Annotated in this window: 15 protein-coding genes; 1 reads left to right on the top strand and 14 read right to left on the bottom strand. The window is 72.2% G+C overall.

What is annotated here, in order from left to right; all coding sequences use genetic code 11:
- From ACFY3L_RS26265 to tsaB, 4 genes are all read right to left on the bottom strand, one after another.
- Nucleotides 1-216 (bottom strand): hypothetical protein (locus tag ACFY3L_RS26265; protein WP_389329180.1); only part of this gene is annotated, 216 nt, incomplete at its 3' end.
- Between the two features lie 262 nt (nt 217-478).
- Nucleotides 479-1,522, bottom strand: a complete 1,044-nt coding sequence (tsaD, locus tag ACFY3L_RS26260; protein ID WP_389329177.1) for a tRNA (adenosine(37)-N6)-threonylcarbamoyltransferase complex transferase subunit TsaD — start codon at nt 1,520-1,522, stop codon at nt 479-481.
- Nucleotides 1,512-1,955: a ribosomal protein S18-alanine N-acetyltransferase gene (gene rimI, locus ACFY3L_RS26255; protein ID WP_389329174.1), complete on the bottom strand. Its 444-nt coding sequence runs from the start codon at nt 1,953-1,955 to the stop codon at nt 1,512-1,514. Before rimI ends, tsaD begins: the two co-directional genes overlap by 11 nt.
- Nucleotides 1,952-2,614: a tRNA (adenosine(37)-N6)-threonylcarbamoyltransferase complex dimerization subunit type 1 TsaB gene (gene tsaB / locus ACFY3L_RS26250; protein ID WP_389329171.1), complete on the bottom strand. Its 663-nt coding sequence runs from the start codon at nt 2,612-2,614 to the stop codon at nt 1,952-1,954. The genes rimI and tsaB overlap by 4 nt, the downstream gene beginning before the upstream one ends.
- A gap of 122 nt (nt 2,615-2,736) precedes the next feature.
- Here tsaB and ACFY3L_RS26245 point away from each other — a divergent pair, with 122 nt between their 5' ends.
- A complete protein-coding gene (locus tag ACFY3L_RS26245; RefSeq protein ID WP_389329169.1) occupies nt 2,737-4,815 on the top strand; it encodes an Hsp70 family protein in 2,079 nt (692 codons plus the stop codon).
- A 161-nt stretch (nt 4,816-4,976) separates the two neighbouring features.
- Here the strand turns inward: ACFY3L_RS26245 and tsaE are convergent, their stop codons facing one another.
- The 10 genes from tsaE to ACFY3L_RS26195 all read right to left on the bottom strand — a co-directional run bounded on the left by tsaE (nt 4,977) and on the right by ACFY3L_RS26195 (nt 16,542).
- Nucleotides 4,977-5,489: a tRNA (adenosine(37)-N6)-threonylcarbamoyltransferase complex ATPase subunit type 1 TsaE gene (gene tsaE, locus ACFY3L_RS26240; protein ID WP_389329166.1), complete on the bottom strand. Its 513-nt coding sequence runs from the start codon at nt 5,487-5,489 to the stop codon at nt 4,977-4,979.
- The gene (locus ACFY3L_RS26235; protein WP_389329163.1) at nt 5,486-6,571 is read right to left on the bottom strand and encodes an alpha/beta fold hydrolase; all 1,086 of its coding nucleotides are present in this window, start codon (nt 6,569-6,571) and stop codon (nt 5,486-5,488) included. Before ACFY3L_RS26235 ends, tsaE begins: the two co-directional genes overlap by 4 nt.
- Entirely contained in the window at nt 6,568-7,698 is a 1,131-nt protein-coding gene (gene alr, locus ACFY3L_RS26230; RefSeq protein ID WP_389330087.1) for an alanine racemase, read from the bottom strand. The genes ACFY3L_RS26235 and alr overlap by 4 nt, the downstream gene beginning before the upstream one ends.
- A gap of 426 nt (nt 7,699-8,124) precedes the next feature.
- On the bottom strand, nt 8,125-9,570 hold the full coding sequence (locus ACFY3L_RS26225) for an NAD(P)H-hydrate dehydratase (RefSeq protein WP_389329161.1): 1,446 nt from the start codon (nt 9,568-9,570) through the stop codon (nt 8,125-8,127).
- Nucleotides 9,571-9,604: 34 nt separating this feature from the next.
- On the bottom strand, nt 9,605-11,470 hold the full coding sequence (glmS, locus tag ACFY3L_RS26220; protein WP_389329158.1) for a glutamine--fructose-6-phosphate transaminase (isomerizing): 1,866 nt from the start codon (nt 11,468-11,470) through the stop codon (nt 9,605-9,607).
- Between the two features lie 266 nt (nt 11,471-11,736).
- Nucleotides 11,737-12,495 carry an SDR family oxidoreductase gene (locus tag ACFY3L_RS26215; protein ID WP_389329155.1) on the bottom strand — a complete coding sequence of 253 codons (759 nt, stop codon included), beginning with the start codon at nt 12,493-12,495 and terminating at the stop codon, nt 11,737-11,739.
- Between the two features lie 92 nt (nt 12,496-12,587).
- On the bottom strand, nt 12,588-13,931 hold the full coding sequence (gene glmM, locus ACFY3L_RS26210; protein ID WP_389329152.1) for a phosphoglucosamine mutase: 1,344 nt from the start codon (nt 13,929-13,931) through the stop codon (nt 12,588-12,590).
- 108 nt (nt 13,932-14,039) lie between these two features.
- Nucleotides 14,040-14,552 carry a 30S ribosomal protein S9 gene (gene rpsI / locus ACFY3L_RS26205; RefSeq protein WP_389329149.1) on the bottom strand — a complete coding sequence of 171 codons (513 nt, stop codon included), beginning with the start codon at nt 14,550-14,552 and terminating at the stop codon, nt 14,040-14,042.
- Between the two features lie 20 nt (nt 14,553-14,572).
- The gene (gene rplM, locus ACFY3L_RS26200; RefSeq protein WP_354776596.1) at nt 14,573-15,016 is read right to left on the bottom strand and encodes a 50S ribosomal protein L13; all 444 of its coding nucleotides are present in this window, start codon (nt 15,014-15,016) and stop codon (nt 14,573-14,575) included.
- A 161-nt stretch (nt 15,017-15,177) separates the two neighbouring features.
- Nucleotides 15,178-16,542: a nitrate/nitrite transporter gene (locus ACFY3L_RS26195; RefSeq protein WP_389329146.1), complete on the bottom strand. Its 1,365-nt coding sequence runs from the start codon at nt 16,540-16,542 to the stop codon at nt 15,178-15,180.
- Nucleotides 16,543-16,640 lie beyond the last annotated feature (98 nt).

Raw genomic sequence — 16,640 nt, 5'->3', positions numbered from 1 at the left:
TCCGCTCACGCCGTTGAAGGCCGTGGCCTCCATGGCGACGAGCGGGTTCTCCATGGGTGATCCGCTGTGTCCGGTCAGCGGCGATGGAGGTTCGCGTTGGGCCGGCCGGGGTTTGCCGCCGCAGCCGTCGTGATCCAAGGCCGGTTCTGGCCGTGCGGGCAGCCGGATCCGTCCTTCGATCTCCGCCTGCCACACCGCACGCCGGTCCGGTTCCATCGAATTCGGCCAGCACCTCTGACGTCAATGACCCCCGGAACATGCCCAGGAGCACACCGCACCGTCCACGAGAGGCCGCCGGGCGGTGCCAGCTCGACCGCCCCCTCGCAAACGCGCCGCATCCCACGAGCGCCCGCCGGGCGATGCCGACCCGACCGCCCCCTCGCAAACGCGCCGCATCCAGCGAGAGGCCGCCGGGCGGTGCCGGCTCGGCGTTGTTCCGCGCGGTGGGCAGGCGCGGGCTCCGTCTGAGGGGTCGGGGTCAGGCGGTGACGAGGGTGACGGGCATCGCGGAGTCGGTGGGCAGGCCGAGCCGGCCGGGGGTGGCGCCGGCGGCGACGAGGTGTGAGCCGAGGGCGGCGACCATGGCGCCGTTGTCGGTGCACAGCTTGGGGCGCGGGACGCGCAGCGTGATGCCGTGCTTGTCGCAGCGCTCCTGGGCGAGGGCGCGGATGCGAGAGTTGGCGGCGACGCCACCACCGATGACGAGGGTCCGCACGCCGCCGGCGAGGCAGGCGTCGACGGCCTTGGCGGTGAGCACGTCGCAGACCGCTTCCTGGAAGCTGGCGGCGACGTCGTTGACGGGAACCGGCTCCCCGGCGCGCTGCCGGGCCTCGACCCAGCGCGCGACCGCGGTCTTCAGGCCCGAGAACGAGAAGTCGAACCGGTGCTCGACCAGGTCCCGGGCGGCGGTCAGCCCACGCGGGAACGGAATGACGATCTGCCCCTCACGGGCGGCGCGGTCGATCGGCGGCCCGCCCGGGAACGGCAGCCCGAGCAGCCGAGCGACCTTGTCGAACGCCTCCCCGGCGGCGTCGTCGATGGTCGCGCCGAGCGGCTCGACCCGGCCGGCGAGGTCGTCGACCTTCAGCAGCGACGAGTGCCCGCCGGAGACGAGCAGGGCGATCGCCGGCTCGGGCAGCGGGCCGTGCTCCAGGGTGTCGACGGCGACGTGCGCGGCGAGGTGGTTGACGCCATAGATCGGTTTGCCGGCGGCGAGCGCATACGCCTTCGCCGCGGCGACACCGACGAGCAGCGCACCGGCGAGCCCGGGCCCGGCGGTGACGGCGATCGCGTCGACGTCGCCCAGCGTGATCCCGGCGGTGTCGAGGGCACGCTGGACGGTCGGGACCATCGCCTCGAAGTGGGCGCGGCTGGCGACCTCAGGGACGACCCCGCCGAACCGCGCGTGCTCCTCCACGCTCGACGCGACCTCGTCGGCGAGCAGCGTGTGCCCGCGGACGATGCCGACGCCCGTCTCGTCGCAGGACGTCTCGATGCCGAGGACAAGGGGCTCAGTCTTCACGTCTCATCACCAACGCATCCGTGTTGCTCGGCTGGTAGTAGCCCTTGCGGACGCCGACACCCTCGAACCCGTAGCCGGCATACAGCTTCTGCGCGGGCAGGTTGTCGACGGCGACCTCGAGCAGCACCTGCCGGATGCCGTGCCGGGCCGCCTCGTCGAGCAGCGCTTCGAGCAGCCGCCGCCCGATGCCCTGCCGCTGCGCGTCCTTGCGGACCCCGACATTCTGGATCCAGGCCTCGTCGGGCGGGGCGAGGGCCAGCCCGGCATACCCGACGACCCGCTCACCGTCGAGGGCCACGAGATAGTGGTGGCCGTTGGCGAGCTCGTTCCAGAACATGCCCGCGGACCACCGCTCCTCCCCGAACAGCTCGTCCTCGATCGGCAGCAGCGACTCGATGTGAAACCAGCGGAGCTCGGCCAGCGCGACGGTCACGGCAGCGCCGGCTTCCGCTCGCCGGGCGCGACGGCGTCGGGCCTGCGCAGGTAGAGCGGGACGAGCGTCTCGCTGGGCGCCTTGGACAGGACCCGGTCGGCGGCCAGCTCGGCCAGCGCCCGCGCGGAAGGGTGCAGCAGCGGCAGCACCGGCAGGCCGAGCACGTCGGCATACTTCTCGGCCCCGTCCCCGGCCGCCCCGTCGACGGCAAGGCCTTCCCTTGCGGCCACCGCCGCGGGCTTGTCGACGGCGGGGCCGGTGACGCGGGTGCCGTCGTGATAGACGGACCAATAGATCTCTTTGCGGCGGGCGTCGGTGGCGACGAGGACGCGGCCGGGGAGGGGGTGGCCGATGCCGTCGAGGGAGCAGACGCCATAGACGGGGACGTCGAGGGCGTGGGCGAGAGCGGCGGCGGTGACCATGCCGGCGCGCAGGCCGGTGAACGGGCCGGGCCCGGTGCCGGCGACGACCGCGGCCAGGTCGCCGGGGGCCGCGTGACCTTCGGCGAGGACCGCCTGGATCTGCGGGGCGAGCAGCTCGCCGTGGGCCTTCCCGTCGACGGTGACCCGCTCGGCGACGACGGCGACCGCGAGCTCGTCGACGCGGACGAGCGCCGCCGTCACCGCGGGCGTCGAGGAGTCCACCACCATCACCAGCACGCCGCCAACTCTACCGACCGGGTCTGACACTTCCGGCGGTCGCGGTCCGGTCAGTTAACAGGTCCGCAACGAGCCGGGCCTAGCATCGGCCGACATCGACCCGCGTGCGGCAGGAGAGCGGTATGACTGAGCCGGTCCTGGTCGTGGACCTGGGATCCTGGGCATTGTCCGCCGCGGTCGTCACGCGGGAGCAAGGGCTGGAGCACACGCGGGAGCAGCTGCGCCTGGTGCGGGATCCGGCGACCGGCGCCACCCGCCTGCCCGGCGGAGCGAGCCTCGACCCCGCGAGCCAGCGGCTGGTCACGGGTGAGCGGCTCAGGGACCAGCATCCCCGGCACTACGTCGACGGGGTGCGGCGGGCCGTCGACGCGAACGCCCCGATCTGGCTCGGCGACCAGCTCGTCAACGGCGCCGAGCTGGTCACGGCGGCGCTCGACACGGTCGTCCAGGAGGCGAGACGGCAGCACGGCGAGGTCACGCGGCTCGCGGTGACGGTGCCGGCGGCGTACCGGACGCACGACCCGCGCCGGGAGGTGCTGGTGACGGCCGCGGCGGTCGCCGGGTTCCCGGACGTGGAGCTGGTGCACGACCCGTCGGCGGCGGTCGCCGACCCCCTGGCGCAGCTGGACCTGCCCGACGGCGCGCACGTGCTGGTCTGCGACCTCGGGGCGACGTGGAGCGCCACGCTGACGCAGCTGCAGCGCGGGGTGGCGGTGCCGTTGAGCCAGGAGAGCTCCGGCAGCGGGCGCGACCTCGACGTGGTGCTCGCCGCGGACCTGCGCGCCACCCTGACGGAGTGGGTGGAGCCCGCGTTCGCGGCCGGCGGCGACGTCAGTGTGCGGGCGAACTTCCACGCCCTCGACATCGTGCGCCGGCTCAAGCATCGGTTGAGCGAGGCGCCGGAGGCGACCGACCAGGTCGAGCCGGGCGCTCCTGCGTACACCATGCGCCGGAACCTCCTGGAGCAGCTGACCGAACCGGCGAACCGGTGGCTGATCGCCAGCTGCCGGGCGGTGATCGCGCGGGCGGGGATCGTGCCGGCGGAGGTGGCGGCCGTGGTGCTCGTCGGCGGCTGCGCGCACCTGCCGGGGGTGGCGCAGGCGCTGCACGCGGGGCTCGGCCGTCCGGTGACACGGCCGCCGGAGCCGGAGCTGGCGGTGCTGCGGGGCGCGGCGCGGCTGGCCGGCGACAGAGCGACGCGGACGCTGCCGGTGGACCCCGCGCCGTGGCGGGTCGAGCCGCTCGCGTGGACGGTCCCCGGCGGGCGGGGGCGGCTGGTGCGCTGGCTGGCGAAGGAGGGTGAGCCGTATCCGGCGGGCGCGCCGCTCGCGCAGATCCGCACCGCCGACGACCGGGTCTTCGACCTCACCGCGGGGCGCGCCGGCGGGGTGCTGCTGGAGCAGCGCGTGCCGGTCGGCGGCATGGTGGTGTCGGGCACGGCCGCGGCGCACGTGCGGATCGTGCCGACCGCCGAACGGTTCCAGCTCGCGAAGCGGCACCACCTGCGGGTCGCGGGCGACTGGCTGCTGATGCCGGACCGCCGGATGCTGGTCGAGTGGTCGCGGACCGGCGAGTACGTGAAGGTCCGCTCGGTCGACAGCGGTGCGCTGGTCACGGAGCTGCGTCCAGGCCGCGGCGCGGGCCGCCCGCAGCACGGGCAGGTGGCGCTCGGCCCCAACCAGCAGCTGGCGCTGGTCACCTGGGACGCCGACGGCCACTTCGCCGTGTGGGACGTCCTGTCGGGGCGCATGACCAGCAGCTTCTCCGACGCGCACCGGCCCGACGCGGTCCTCGTCAACGAGGGCGAGTGGCGGCTCGTCGCGACCGGTGAGGGTGCGGCGAGCGTCGGCCGGTACCGGCGGGACGTGGCCACCGTGTGGGACCTGGCGACCGGGGCGCGGCTCGACCGGATCGTCGGGGAGGACCTGACGCGGCGGTTCGCCGGGTACACGGACACCAGCCGCGCGGACGCGTTCGCGACCGAGATGGCGAGCCCCGACGGGCGGCTGCGGGCCGCGGTGCTCGACGGATCGGTGTGCGTGCGGGACGTCGAGACCGAGGCGGAGGTGTTCCGCGCGGACCTGTCACCGGCGCGGCAGGTCCGGACCGCGTTCTGCCACCAGGGGCGGCACCTGCTGGCCCGGCGTACCGACGACGAAGGCACATCGATCGACGTCTGGGAGGTCCTGCAGCCCGCCTAGGTTGGTGACCTGCTGTGGCGTTTCTTCGCCGGTACGGTCAGCTGACGGCGCTCTTGTCGCTCTTTCCTCGCCGGTACGGTCGGCTCACGGCGCTGTCGTCGCTCTTCCTCGCCGGTACGGTCGGCTCACGGCGCTGTCGTCGCTGCTCCTCGCCGGCTAGGTCAGGTCGCGGCGCTGTCGTCGCTCTTCTTCGCCGGTGCGAGGTGTGCCACGCGGGCGGGCCAGCCGGCGCCGTGCGGGACGACGGTGACGGTGCGCGTGTCGTCGTCGTGGCGGGTCAGGCGCAGCTCCAGATGGTCGTCGGCGAGGTGCTCGACGAACCCCTCACCCCATTCGACGAGCGTCACCGAGTCCTCGACGGTGGCGTCGAGGTCGAGGGCGTCGAGCTCGCCGATGGGGTCCTTGACGTCCCCGAGGCGGTACGCGTCGACGTGCACCATCGCGGGGCACCCCGCGACGACGGGACGGTGCACGCGGGCGATCACGAACGTCGGTGACGTCACCGCGCCCTGCACCTCCAGCCCGGCGCCGATCCCCTGGGCGAGCGCCGTCTTGCCCGCGCCGAGAGGCCCGGTGAGCAGCACGATGTCCCCGGCGTGGAGGACCGCGGCGAGCCTCTTGCCGAACTCGTGCGTGTCGGCGGCCGTCGGCAGCTGTACCGCTCGCGACGTCACCGGTCCTGGACCTTCTTCAGGAACGTCTCGATGGCGTCGTTGACCTCCTCGGCGTGCTCGAGCATCACGACGTGCCCACCGTCGGCGACGACGACCAGCTCCGCCTCCGGCAGCACCGCGGCGATCTCGCGGGTGTGGGTGAGCGGGGTGAGCACGTCACGGTCGCCACAGATGAGCAGCACCGGCACCTTGCGCAGCGGCCCGAGGACCAGCAGCCGGGCGTGGGTGTAGAGGGTCCGCAGGTACCGCGCGATCACGTCCGTCGACGTGGTGGTGTTCATCTTCTCGACGTACGAGACGAGGGCGGGACTCGGGCGGGCGGTGCCGAAGCCGTACCGGCGGGTCAGCAGCCACGCGAGGTCGGTGGAGGCGCGCCGGGCGCGGTCGACGACATTGGAGCTGATCGGGGCGGCGAGGCCGACGATGGGCATCAGCGGCCGGCGGAACTTCGCGACCACCTCCGGCAGGCCGAACGTGACCTGGTCCAGCTTGCCGGCGGACGTGGAGATGAGCACGACCGCGTCGACCCGCGACTCGAACAGCTCCGGGACCTGCTCGGCCAGCGCCATGATGGTCATGCCGCCCATGGAGTGGCCGATCAGGATGACCCGGCCGGTCGGGGCGGCCGCCTGCAGCACCGCGCGGAGCCCCGCGCCGAGGGCGTCGAGCGAGTACTCGCCCTTGTGGAGCCGGCCGGAGCGGCCGTGGCCCGGCTGATCGTAGAAGATCATGCGGTGCTTGCCCTCCAGCGCCCGGCGCTGGAAGTGGAACGTGCCCATGTCGAGGCAGAACCCGTGCACGAACACGAGCGTGGGCGCGTCCTCCGCCCCGTCCTCCGGCCCGTTCACGATCTCGACGTGCAGATCGATGCCGTCGTCGGTGGTGACGGTCAGCTCCTCGTCGAAGTCCCAGACACCGAACTCCTCATCGGCGTAGACGTCGTCGGCGTTCTTCGACCGGTGCACGAGGTACCGCTCGGTCGCGACCCCGGCTGCGACACCGGCGGCGGCCACACCGAGGATCGCGCCGATGATCCCGACCTTCCGGCGCCGGCTGCTCTTCTCGACCTCGCTACCCGTCATGCGCTCTCCCCCAGGTACACCCGCGGTGTTCTGTTGCTGCCCATCCTCGTAACGATCTCGTAGTTGATCGTGTCGGCGGCCGAGGCCCAGTCGTCGGCGGTCGGCTCGCCGCGCGTACCGGCGCCGAAGAGCACGGCCTCGTCACCGGCGCGGACGTCGTCGTCGCCGCAGTCCACGACGATCTGGTCCATGCACACCCGCCCGACGACCCGGCGCACCTTCCCGCCGATGTGGACCAGCCCGCGGCTGCTCGCCGACCGCGGGACCCCGTCGGCGTACCCGACCGGCACCAGGGCCAGGTTGGTGTCCTTGAGCACCTTGTACGTGTGGCCGTAGGAAACGCCTTCGCCGGCCGGAACGGCCTTCACCAGCGCGACGCGCGCATGAACACTCATCGCGGGCCGCAGATCAGGCGCGGCACCGGGAATCGGCGACAGCCCATACGTGGACAAACCCACCCGAACCAGCTCGAAGTGGCTCTCAGGCAGCGTCAGCGCCGCGGCGGAGTTCGCGAGGTGCCGCAGCGGCGGCTCGACCCCCAGCCTGGCCGCCACGTCGAGCGCATCGTCGAACGCCAGCTGCTGCCGCAAGATCGAGGGGTGCCCCGGCTCGTCCGCGCACGCGAAGTGGCTCCAGATCGCCGCGATCTCCACATCCCCGCCGGCCTGCGCCTTCGCCGCCGCCGTGACCAACCCCGGCCAGTCCCCCCGCGCCGCCCCGTTCCGTGACAACCCCGTGTCGATCTTCAAGTGCACCGCCGCGACCCGCCGCGCCTTCCGCGCCGCGTCCACGATCTCGTCCAGCGCGGCGACCGACGCCGCCGACAGGTCCACGTCCGCCTCGACCGCCTCGACCAGCGGCCGCCCCGGACTGTGCAACCACGAAAGAACCCTCACCCCGCCGCCGACGCCGTGCTCGCGCAGCGCCAGCGCCTCGTCGAGGGTGGCGGCGCCGAGCCAGCTCGCCCCGGCCCGCACAGCGGCGTCCGCGACGGGCAGCATGCCGTGCCCATACGCATCGGCCTTCACGACACTCATCAGGGCCGTCTCAGGCCGCAGCAACCCTCTGAGGGTCGCCACGTTGTGCCGGATCGCGTCGAGGTCGATCCGGACCTGAGCCTGCCACATGCGACTAAGCCTAAGCGGTGCCCCGACCACCCGGCTCAGCCCCAGTTCCTGCCCCAACCCCGAACTGTGCCGCGCACCCCTGGTCCACGCCCGCCACCAGCCAGCCGAGCCGCGCGACCCAGGCGCTGCGTGAGCAGCCACACCCGCTCCGCGACCGGCACGCCCGCAAGCGGCCGAGCCTGACGTCGATCGCGGAGAATGCCGCCGGCTGCGACCGTGACACCTGCGACAACGCGCGAAAGCGGGCGGCGCGGCTCGGACACTGGCAGAACACGGGACCACGAGGCGGCTGCGATCGAAAGCACGGGAACCGGCCCGGTGTCGACGGCCTCTTTCATCGACCCTAGCACCGCCCGAAAAATTTCCGAGCGGGCCGACACGGAGCGTGACTGTGCTCGGCGTGTCGGGACGGCTCGCCGGAAGGGGTCAGTGGTGCAGGGTTGACACCGCCTCGCGGAGGTGGGTGGCGACGTCGGCGGCGGTGACGGGGCCGGTGGCGGCGGCAAGGCGGCCGGCGAGGCCGTGGGTGAAGGCGGCCGCGATCGCCGCCTGCTCGGCGGGCAGGCCGGCGGCGAGCAGGGAGCCGAGCAGGCCCGCGAGGACGTCGCCGGTGCCACCGGTGGCGAGGGCGGGGGTGCCGGTCGGGTTGACGTACACGCGGCCGTCGGGGCTGGCGACGATCGTGCGGTTGCCCTTGAGCAGGACGACGCAGTCCATGCGCTCGGCGAGGTGCACGGCGGCGGTGATGCGGTCGTCGCCGGGGGCGCCGCCGGCGAGGCGCTGGAACTCGCCGTCGTGGGGGGTGACGACGGTCGGGGCGTCGCGGTCGCGGAGCCAGTCGGCCATGCGGGCGTCGACGAGCAGGGTGAGCGCGCTGGCGTCGAGGCAGGCGGGGACGGGCGCGCCGAGGACGGTGCGCAGCTCGGTGTACGCGCGTTCGTCGGTGCCCAGGCCGCTGCCGCACGTCCAGGCCTGGACCCGGCCGGCGTCGGCGACCCGGTCGGTCGCGATGACGGGAGGGTGCTGGGCCCGCACCAGAGAGGCCGCACCCCCGGCGTAGCGGACCAGGCCGGCCGGGCCGGCCAGGGCGCCGGCGACGGAGAGGACGGCGGCGCCCGGGTACTCGTCGGAGCCGGACGCGACGCCGACCACGCCGCGGGAGTACTTGTTGTCGTCGGCGGCCGGGCGGGGCCACCAGGCGGCGACGTCGGAGGCGTCGGGCACGTAGCAGGCGGGGTCGCCGGCGAGGAAGGGCGTCAGGCCGATGTCGACGAGCTCGACGAGTCCGCTGTGGACGGCGCCGGCGCCGACGAGCAGGCCGGGCTTGAGGGCGCCGAAGGTGACGGTGATGTCGGCGTGGATGGCCATGCCGGTGACGGCGCCGGTGTCGGCGTCCACGCCGGACGGCACGTCGACGGCGATGACCGGGGTGCCGCGCAGTGCCCCGGCGACGTCGGCGACGCGGCTCGCGACCGGCTCGCGCAGCCCGCCGCGGCCGCCGATACCGAGAATGCCGTCCACGACGAGGTCAAAGGACCCGGGAGAAGACGCACCGGAAGCAGACAGCACACCGCCGCCGGCGGCGCGCAGCGCGGCGAGAGCGCCGGTGTGGACGCGGGAAGGGTCCAGGACCAGCGCCGACACGTGCGCGCCGCGGCGGGCGAGGAAGGCGCCGGCGTAGAGCGCGTCCCCGCCGTTGTTGCCGGGGCCGACGAGGAGCAGGACGCGGCTGCCGTACACCTTGGGCAGGGTCTGCGCGCAGCGCCTGGCGAGGCCGGCGGCGGCGCGCTGCATGAGCGCACCGCCGGGCAGGGTCTTCATGAGGGCCTCTTCGGCCGCACGGACTTGCGCCACCCGCCATGCGGCTCTCATGACACGATCACAGTGCCAAGCCTGTCACAAACGCCTATTCGACGGTAACCGACTTGGCCAGGTTGCGCGGCTGGTCGACGTCGTGCCCGCGGGCTGACGCGATCTCGCAGGCGAGGACCTGCAGCGGGACGGTCGTGACCAGCGGCGCCAGCAGCGTCGGGGTGACCGGCACGTGGAAGAGGTGGTCGGCGTAGGGTTCGACCGCCGTGTCGCCTTCTTCGGCGATCACGATGGTGCGGGCACCCCGCGCCCGCACCTCCTGGATGTTGGAGACGACCTTGTCGTGCAGGACGCCGCGCCCCCGGGGCGACGGCACCACGCAGACGACGGGGGTGCCTTCGTCGATGAGGGCGATCGGCCCGTGCTTCAGCTCGCCGGCGGCGAACCCTTCGGCGTGCATGTAGGCGAGCTCCTTGAGCTTCAGCGCGCCTTCGAGGGCGACCGGGTAGCTGACGTGCCGGCCGATGAAGAGGACGCTCTTGGCGTCGGCGAGCTCCTGGGCGAGCTTGCGGATCGGCTCCATCATCGCCAGGACCTGCTCGACCTTCTGCGGCATCTCCTGCAGCTGCGCGACGACGGCACCGACCTCGTCGGCGTACTTGATGCCGCGGACCTGCGCGAGGTGCAGGCCGACCAGGTAGCAGGCGACGAGCTGGGTCAGGAACGCTTTGGTCGAGGCGACCGCGATCTCGGGGCCGGCGTGGGTGTACAGGACGGCGTCGGACTCGCGCGGGATGGTGGAGCCGTTGGTGTTGCAGATGGCCAGGACGCGGGCCTTCTGCTCCTTCGCGTGCCGCAGGGCCATGAGGGTGTCCATGGTCTCGCCGGACTGGGAGATGGCCACGACGAGCGTGGAGCGGTCCAGGACCGGGTCGCGGTAGCGGAACTCGCTGGCGAGCTCGACCTCGCAGGGGATGCGGGTCCAGTGCTCGATCGCGTACTTGGCGACCATGCCGGCGTGGTAGGCGGTGCCGCAGGCGACGATGAAGACCTTGTCGACGTCGCGGAGGTCCTGGTCGGTGAGGCGCACCTCGTCGAGCAGCAGGTCGCCCTGCTCGTTGAGCCGCCCGAGGAGGGTTTCGGCGACAGCGTGCGGCTGCTCGGCGATCTCCTTGAGCATGAAGTAGTCGTAGCCGCTCTTCTCGGCGGCGGAGATGTCCCAGTTGATGTGGAAGTCTTTGCCTTCGGCGGGGTTGCCGAGGAAGTCGGTGATCACGATGGTGTCGCCGGTGATCAGCACGACCTGGTCCTGGCCGAGCTCGACGGCCTCGCGGGTGTGTTCGATGAACGCGGCGACGTCGCTGGCGAGGTAGTTCTCGCCCTGGCCGCGGCCGACGACGAGCGGCGAGTTGCGGCGCGCGCCGACGACGGCGCCGGGAGCCTGGGCGTCGACGGCGAGGAGGGTGAACGCGCCCTCGAGCCGGCGGCAGACGGCCCGCATGGCCTCGGCCAGACACTCAGCAGGATCGGCCGGGTCAAGACGGGCAAGCTCGATGCTGAGCAGGTGTGCCGCGCATTCGGTGTCGGTGTCGCTGGCGAACTCGATGCCTTGCTGCTCCAGTTCGGTGCGCAGCTTCGCGAAGTTCTCGATGATGCCGTTGTGGATGACGGCGACCCGGCCGTCGACGGAGCGGTGCGGATGTGCGTTGCGGTCGGTGGGGCCGCCGTGGGTGGCCCAGCGGGTGTGGCCGATGCCGGTGGTGCCGGTGTCGAGGCCGTCCTCGCTCTGCAGGGCCTTCTCGAGGTTGGCGAGTTTGCCGGCGCGTTTGGCGGTGCGCAGGACGCCGTCGACGATGGCGACCCCGGCGGAGTCGTACCCGCGGTACTCCAGCCGGCGTAGGCCGTCCAGGACGATGTTCAAGGCTGGACGCGATCCGGCGTACCCCACGATTCCGCACATGTCCCGTACCGTAGCAGAAATTCGAGCATGCCTAATGCTCGAAACTGTCGTGATTGCGCATGACTCCTGCGCACAGCGGGACGAAAGCGACGCGTGCCACCCGATGGAGCCCAGGTGCGGCACGCGCCAAGAGAGCCCAGGTGCGGCACGCGCCAAGAGAGCCCAGGTGCGGCACGCGCCGATGGAGCCCAGAAGCGGGCACGCGCCAAGAGAGCCCAGAAGCGGCACGCGCCGATGAAGGCCACGAGCGGCACGCGTCGTCTGGTTCAGGCGAGCGACGAGCGGATCTGGGCGCCGCCGTCGATGACGAGCGTCTGGCCGGTCATCCAGCGTGACGCCGGCCCACCCAGGAAGGTGATGACGTCCGCGATGTCGTCGGGCTCGCCGATGCGACCCAGCGGCAGGTGTTCGCTGAGGTACTGCTCGTTGTTCTCCCACAGTCCGCGGGCGAGCTTGGTGCGCACGATGCCGGGCGCGACGCCGTTGACCCGGACGGCCGGGGCGAGCTCGGCGGCGAGCTGGCGGGTGAGGTGGATGACCGCGGCCTTCGTCGCGTTGTAGTAGCCGATGCCGGGCTCGGTGAGCAGCCCGCCGACGGACGCGACGTTGACGATCGCGCCGCCCCGCGACGACATCGACGCCTTCCAGGCCAGCTGGCTCCACAGCACGGGGCCGAACTGGTTGAGCCGTGCGGTCTTCTCCGCGCGGACCGGGTCGATGTCCATGAGCGGGCCGAAGTACGGGTTGGTGCCGGCGTTGTTGACCAGGACGTCGATCGCGCCGAACCGGGCCATGGCGGCGTCGACGGCCGCGCCGGCCTGGTCGGGCTCCGCGGCGTGCGCGGCGTGGGCGAGCACCCCCACGGACGGGTGGGCGGCGCGGATCTCCTCCGCGACGGCGTCGAGCGCCTCCTGGTCCCGGGAGGTGAGCACGACGTTGCAGCCCTGCGCGGCGAAGGCGACGGCGGTCGCCTTGCCGATGCCGCGGGATGCGCCGGTGACGAGAACGGTGCGGGCGTCAGTCATGCGCCGCACGTTACTCCCCGGTACGCCCGCTCCGTGATCGCGAACGGTTCTGGTGGCCGGAGCCACCGGAACCATCCGGGATCACGGAGAGCCTAGGCGGGTGAGACGGTCCTGACGATGGCGGCGATGCGCTCGGCGGCCTCGCGGGCGATCTCCAGGGTGGACGCCTCGACCATGACCCGGACGAGCTGCTCGGTGCCCGACGGGCGGAGCAGGACCCTGCCGGTGCCGCCGAGCTCCGCCTCGACCTGCTTCGCGGCGTCGAGGACCTGGGGGGCCTTGGCGGCCGCGGCGCGGTCGCCGACGGGCACGTTGATCAGGACCTGCGGCAGCCGCTGGACGGCGGCGGCGAGGTCGGCGAGGGTCCGGCCGGTGCCGGTCATGCGGCCCATGAGGTGCAGGGCGGTGAGCACGCCGTCGCCGGTGGTCGCGTACGCGGGCATGACGATGTGCCCGCTCTGCTCGCCACCGAGGGCGAGGCCCTTCGCGCGGAGCTCGTCGAGGACGTACCGGTCGCCGACGCGGGTCTCCAGGAGCCGGATGCCGGCGTCGGCCATGGCGATCTTCAGGCCGAGGTTGCTCATGACGGTGGCGACGAGCGTGTCGTCGGTGAGCTGGCCGCTGTCGCGCATGGCGAGGGCGAGGACGGCCATGATCTGGTCGCCGTCGACCTCGTCGCCGGCGGCGGTGACGGCGAGGCAGCGGTCGGCGTCGCCGTCGTGGGCGATGCCGAGGTCGGCGCCGTGCTCGACGACGGCGGCGCGGAGCTGCTCGAGGTGGTTGGAGCCGCAGTCCTCGTTGATGTTGAGCCCGTCGGGGTCCGCGTTGATCGCGACGACGGACGCGCCGGCCCGCCGGTAGGCCTCGGGGGCGGCGGAGGACGCGGCGCCGTTGGCGCAGTCGACGACGACCTTGAGCTCGACGAGCGGGCCGGGCAGCGACGTCAGCAGGTGCCGGACGTAGCGGTCCTCGCCGTCGTCGAGGTCGGTGACGCGGCCGACACCGGCGCCGGTGGGGCGCTTCTTGGTGCCTTCGGTCATGAGCCGTTCGATCTCGTCCTCGACCTCGTCGGGGAGCTTGTGACCGCCGGCGGCGAAGAGCTTGATGCCGTTGTCGGGCATCGGGTTGTGCGACGCGGACAGCATCACGCCGATGTCGGCGGACAGCACGCCGGTGAGGTAGGCGACGGCCGGGGTGGGCAGGACGCCGACGCGGATCACGTTGGCGCCGGCACTGGTGAGGCCGGCGACGACGGCCGCCTCCAGCATCTCCCCGCTGGCCCGCGGGTCGCGGCCCACGACCGCCAGGGGCGCGTGGGAGTGGTCGCGCTCGAACAGCGCCTGGGTCGCGGCGATGGCGACGGCCATCGCCAGCTCGGGAGTCAGGTCGGCGTTGGCGCGTCCGCGGACGCCGTCGGTGCCGAAGAGTCGCCCCACTGCGATACCTCCGTTGAGCTTTAAAGGCCGCGAACCGTCGATCCGAAAGGGCCGCGAACGCAAATCGGCCGGGTACACCTCCAGGGTGCACCCGGCCGCGAAGCTTGGTTAGCGCTTCGAGTACTGCGGAGCCTTACGGGCCTTCTTCAGACCGTACTTCTTGCGCTCGGTGGCGCGGGCGTCACGGGTGAGGAAGCCGGCCTTCTTCAGCGCCGGGCGGTCGTCGGGGTCGTTCTCGACGAGCGCGCGGGCGATCGCGAGACGCAGGCCGCCGGCCTGGCCGGTGGTGCCGCCGCCGCGCAGGTTGGCGAAGACGTCGAACTGCTCGAGCTTCTCGACGATGACCAGCGGCTCCTTGACGGACTGCTGGTGGACCTTGCTGGGGAAGTAGTTCTCCAGCTCACGGCCGTTGAGAAGGAACTTGCCGGTGCCGGGAACCAGGCGGACCCGGACGATGGCCTCCTTGCGGCGGCCAACGGTCTGGATCGGCTGGCCGGCGCGGCGGGAACGGGTCGGGACCTTGGCCGTCGTCTCAACGGCGGGGGTCTCGACGGTGGCGACAGCAGCGGCGGCCGGCTCAGCGGCCTCGGTGTCGATGGTCTCGACGATCTCGTCGGTCACGCTCAGTCCTTCGTCCGCGCTCACTGCGCGATCTGCTTGATCTCGAACGGCTGGGGCAGCTGCGCGGCGTGCGGGTGCTCGGCGCCCGCGTAGACCTTCAGCTTCCGGATCTGCCGGGCACCGAGGCGATTGTGCGGGAGCATGCCCTTGACGGCCAGCTCGATCGCCCGCTCCGGGTTCTTGGTCAGCAGCTCCTCGTAGCCGACCGCCTTGAGACCACCCGGGTAACCCGAGTGACGGTAGGCGATCTTGGTCTGCCGCTTGTTGCCGGTCAGCGCCACCTTGCCGGCGTTGATGACGATGACGAAGTCGCCGGTGTCAACGTGCGGGGCGAACGTCGGCTTGTGCTTACCGCGCAGCAGCGTGGCGGCGTGCGTGGCCAGACGGCCGAGCACGACGTCCGACGCGTCGATCACGTGCCACACGCGCTCGATTTCACCCGGCTTCGGGCTGTACGTACCCACAGGTCTACCTTGTCTTCCACGTCGTCGGTTCTGGGGTGCGCTCTCATGGCGGCGCTAAAGGGGCGCACGACCACCTAGCGTACCCGAACAGTGGGGACGCCTTGTCATCGCACAACAGCGGTCCACGATACCGGGCCGCTGTTGTGCGAGTCAAAACGGCCTCAGACCCCTTCGAGGACCCCTCCGGGCCGGCCGGGTGACCTGCGGAGGTAGACGAACCATGTGACGGCGAAGCAGACCGCGTAGAAGGCGAGGAATGCGAGGTATGCGCCGTCGCCGGTCTTGTACGCGAGGAACGACTGCCGGAAGGCGAGGTTGACCAGCACGCCCCCGGCCGCGCCGATCGCGCCGGCGACGCCGATGAGCGCGGTGGCGAGCCGCCGGGACTGGTTCTCGTCCGTGGGGTACTTGGCGCGGAAGATCGCCGGGATCATCTTGTAGGTCGATCCGTTGCCGATGCCGCTGAAGACGAACAGCGCGATGAACCCGGTCAGGAACAGCGGCAGGGAGTGCTGCCGCGACGCGGTGAGCACCAGGGTGGCGCCGAGGGCCATGCCGACGAAGTTCCAGAAGGTGATCCTGGCGCCGCCGAAGCGGTCGGCGAGGGCGCCGCCGACGGGGCGGATGAGCGAGCCGAGCAGCGGGCCGAGGAACGTGAGATAGGCCGCCTTCACCGGGGTGTCGAAGTCGGACTTGAACTGCACGAGGAGCACCTGGCCGAACGCGAAGCCGAAGCCGATGAAGGAGCCGAAGGTGCCGATGTACAGCAGTGACATGATCCACGCGTGGCGGTCCTTGATGACGTCACGCATGGCGTGCCGGTCGTTCGCGGCGTGCGCGAGGTTGTCCATGTACAGCGCCGCGAGGGCCGCCGCGATCACGATGAGCGGCAGGTAGATCAGGACGATGAGGCGCGGGTGGGCGGCGCCGGCGGTGGCGAGGACGAGCAGGCCGACGAGCTGGACGGCGGGGACGCCGATGTTGCCGCCGCCGGCGTTGACGCCGAGCGCCCAGCCCTTGAGCCGCTGCGGGTAGAAGGCGTTGATGTTGGCCATCGAGGAGGCGAAGTTGCCGCCGCCGACGCCGGCGACCGACGCGACGATCAGCAGGGTGGTGAAGGAGACACCGGGCTCCAGGACGATGCCGGCCAGGACGCTCGGCACCAGCAGCATGAGGGCGCTGAAGATGGTCCAGTTGCGGCCGCCGAAGGTCGCGACGGCGAACGTGTAGGGCAGCCGCAGCACCGCGCCGACGAGGGTCGGGGCGCTGGTGAGCAGGAACTTCTGCGCCGGGTCGAAGCCGTACTTCGGGCCGAGGAAGAGCACGAAGACCGACCAGAGGCTCCAGATGGAGAAGCCGATGTGCTCCGACAGGATGGAGACGATGAGGTTGCGCCGGGCGATCTTCGCGCCGCCGTCCTCCCAGAAGGTGCGGTCTTCTGGCCGCCAGTCGGTGATCCAGCGGCCGCCGCGGCGGGGGGCCGGGGGCTGTGCGCCAGGCTCGGTGGTTTCCACGGCGAGAGTCATGACGGCGAAGTTACGAAGGCCACGTTTCCGTCGCGCGTACCGCTTCTTGTCCTCGCCGCAACGTTTCGCCCACGGCGGCGGTCCCGCGATTGTGAGAA

Origin of the sequence: Dactylosporangium sp. NPDC000521 (genome assembly GCF_042898305.1) — a bacterium.
Lineage (GTDB): Bacteria > Actinomycetota > Actinomycetes > Mycobacteriales > Micromonosporaceae > Dactylosporangium.
The sequence above is the reverse complement of the archived record's forward strand: the minus strand, read 5'-3'. Positions and strand labels throughout refer to the sequence as shown.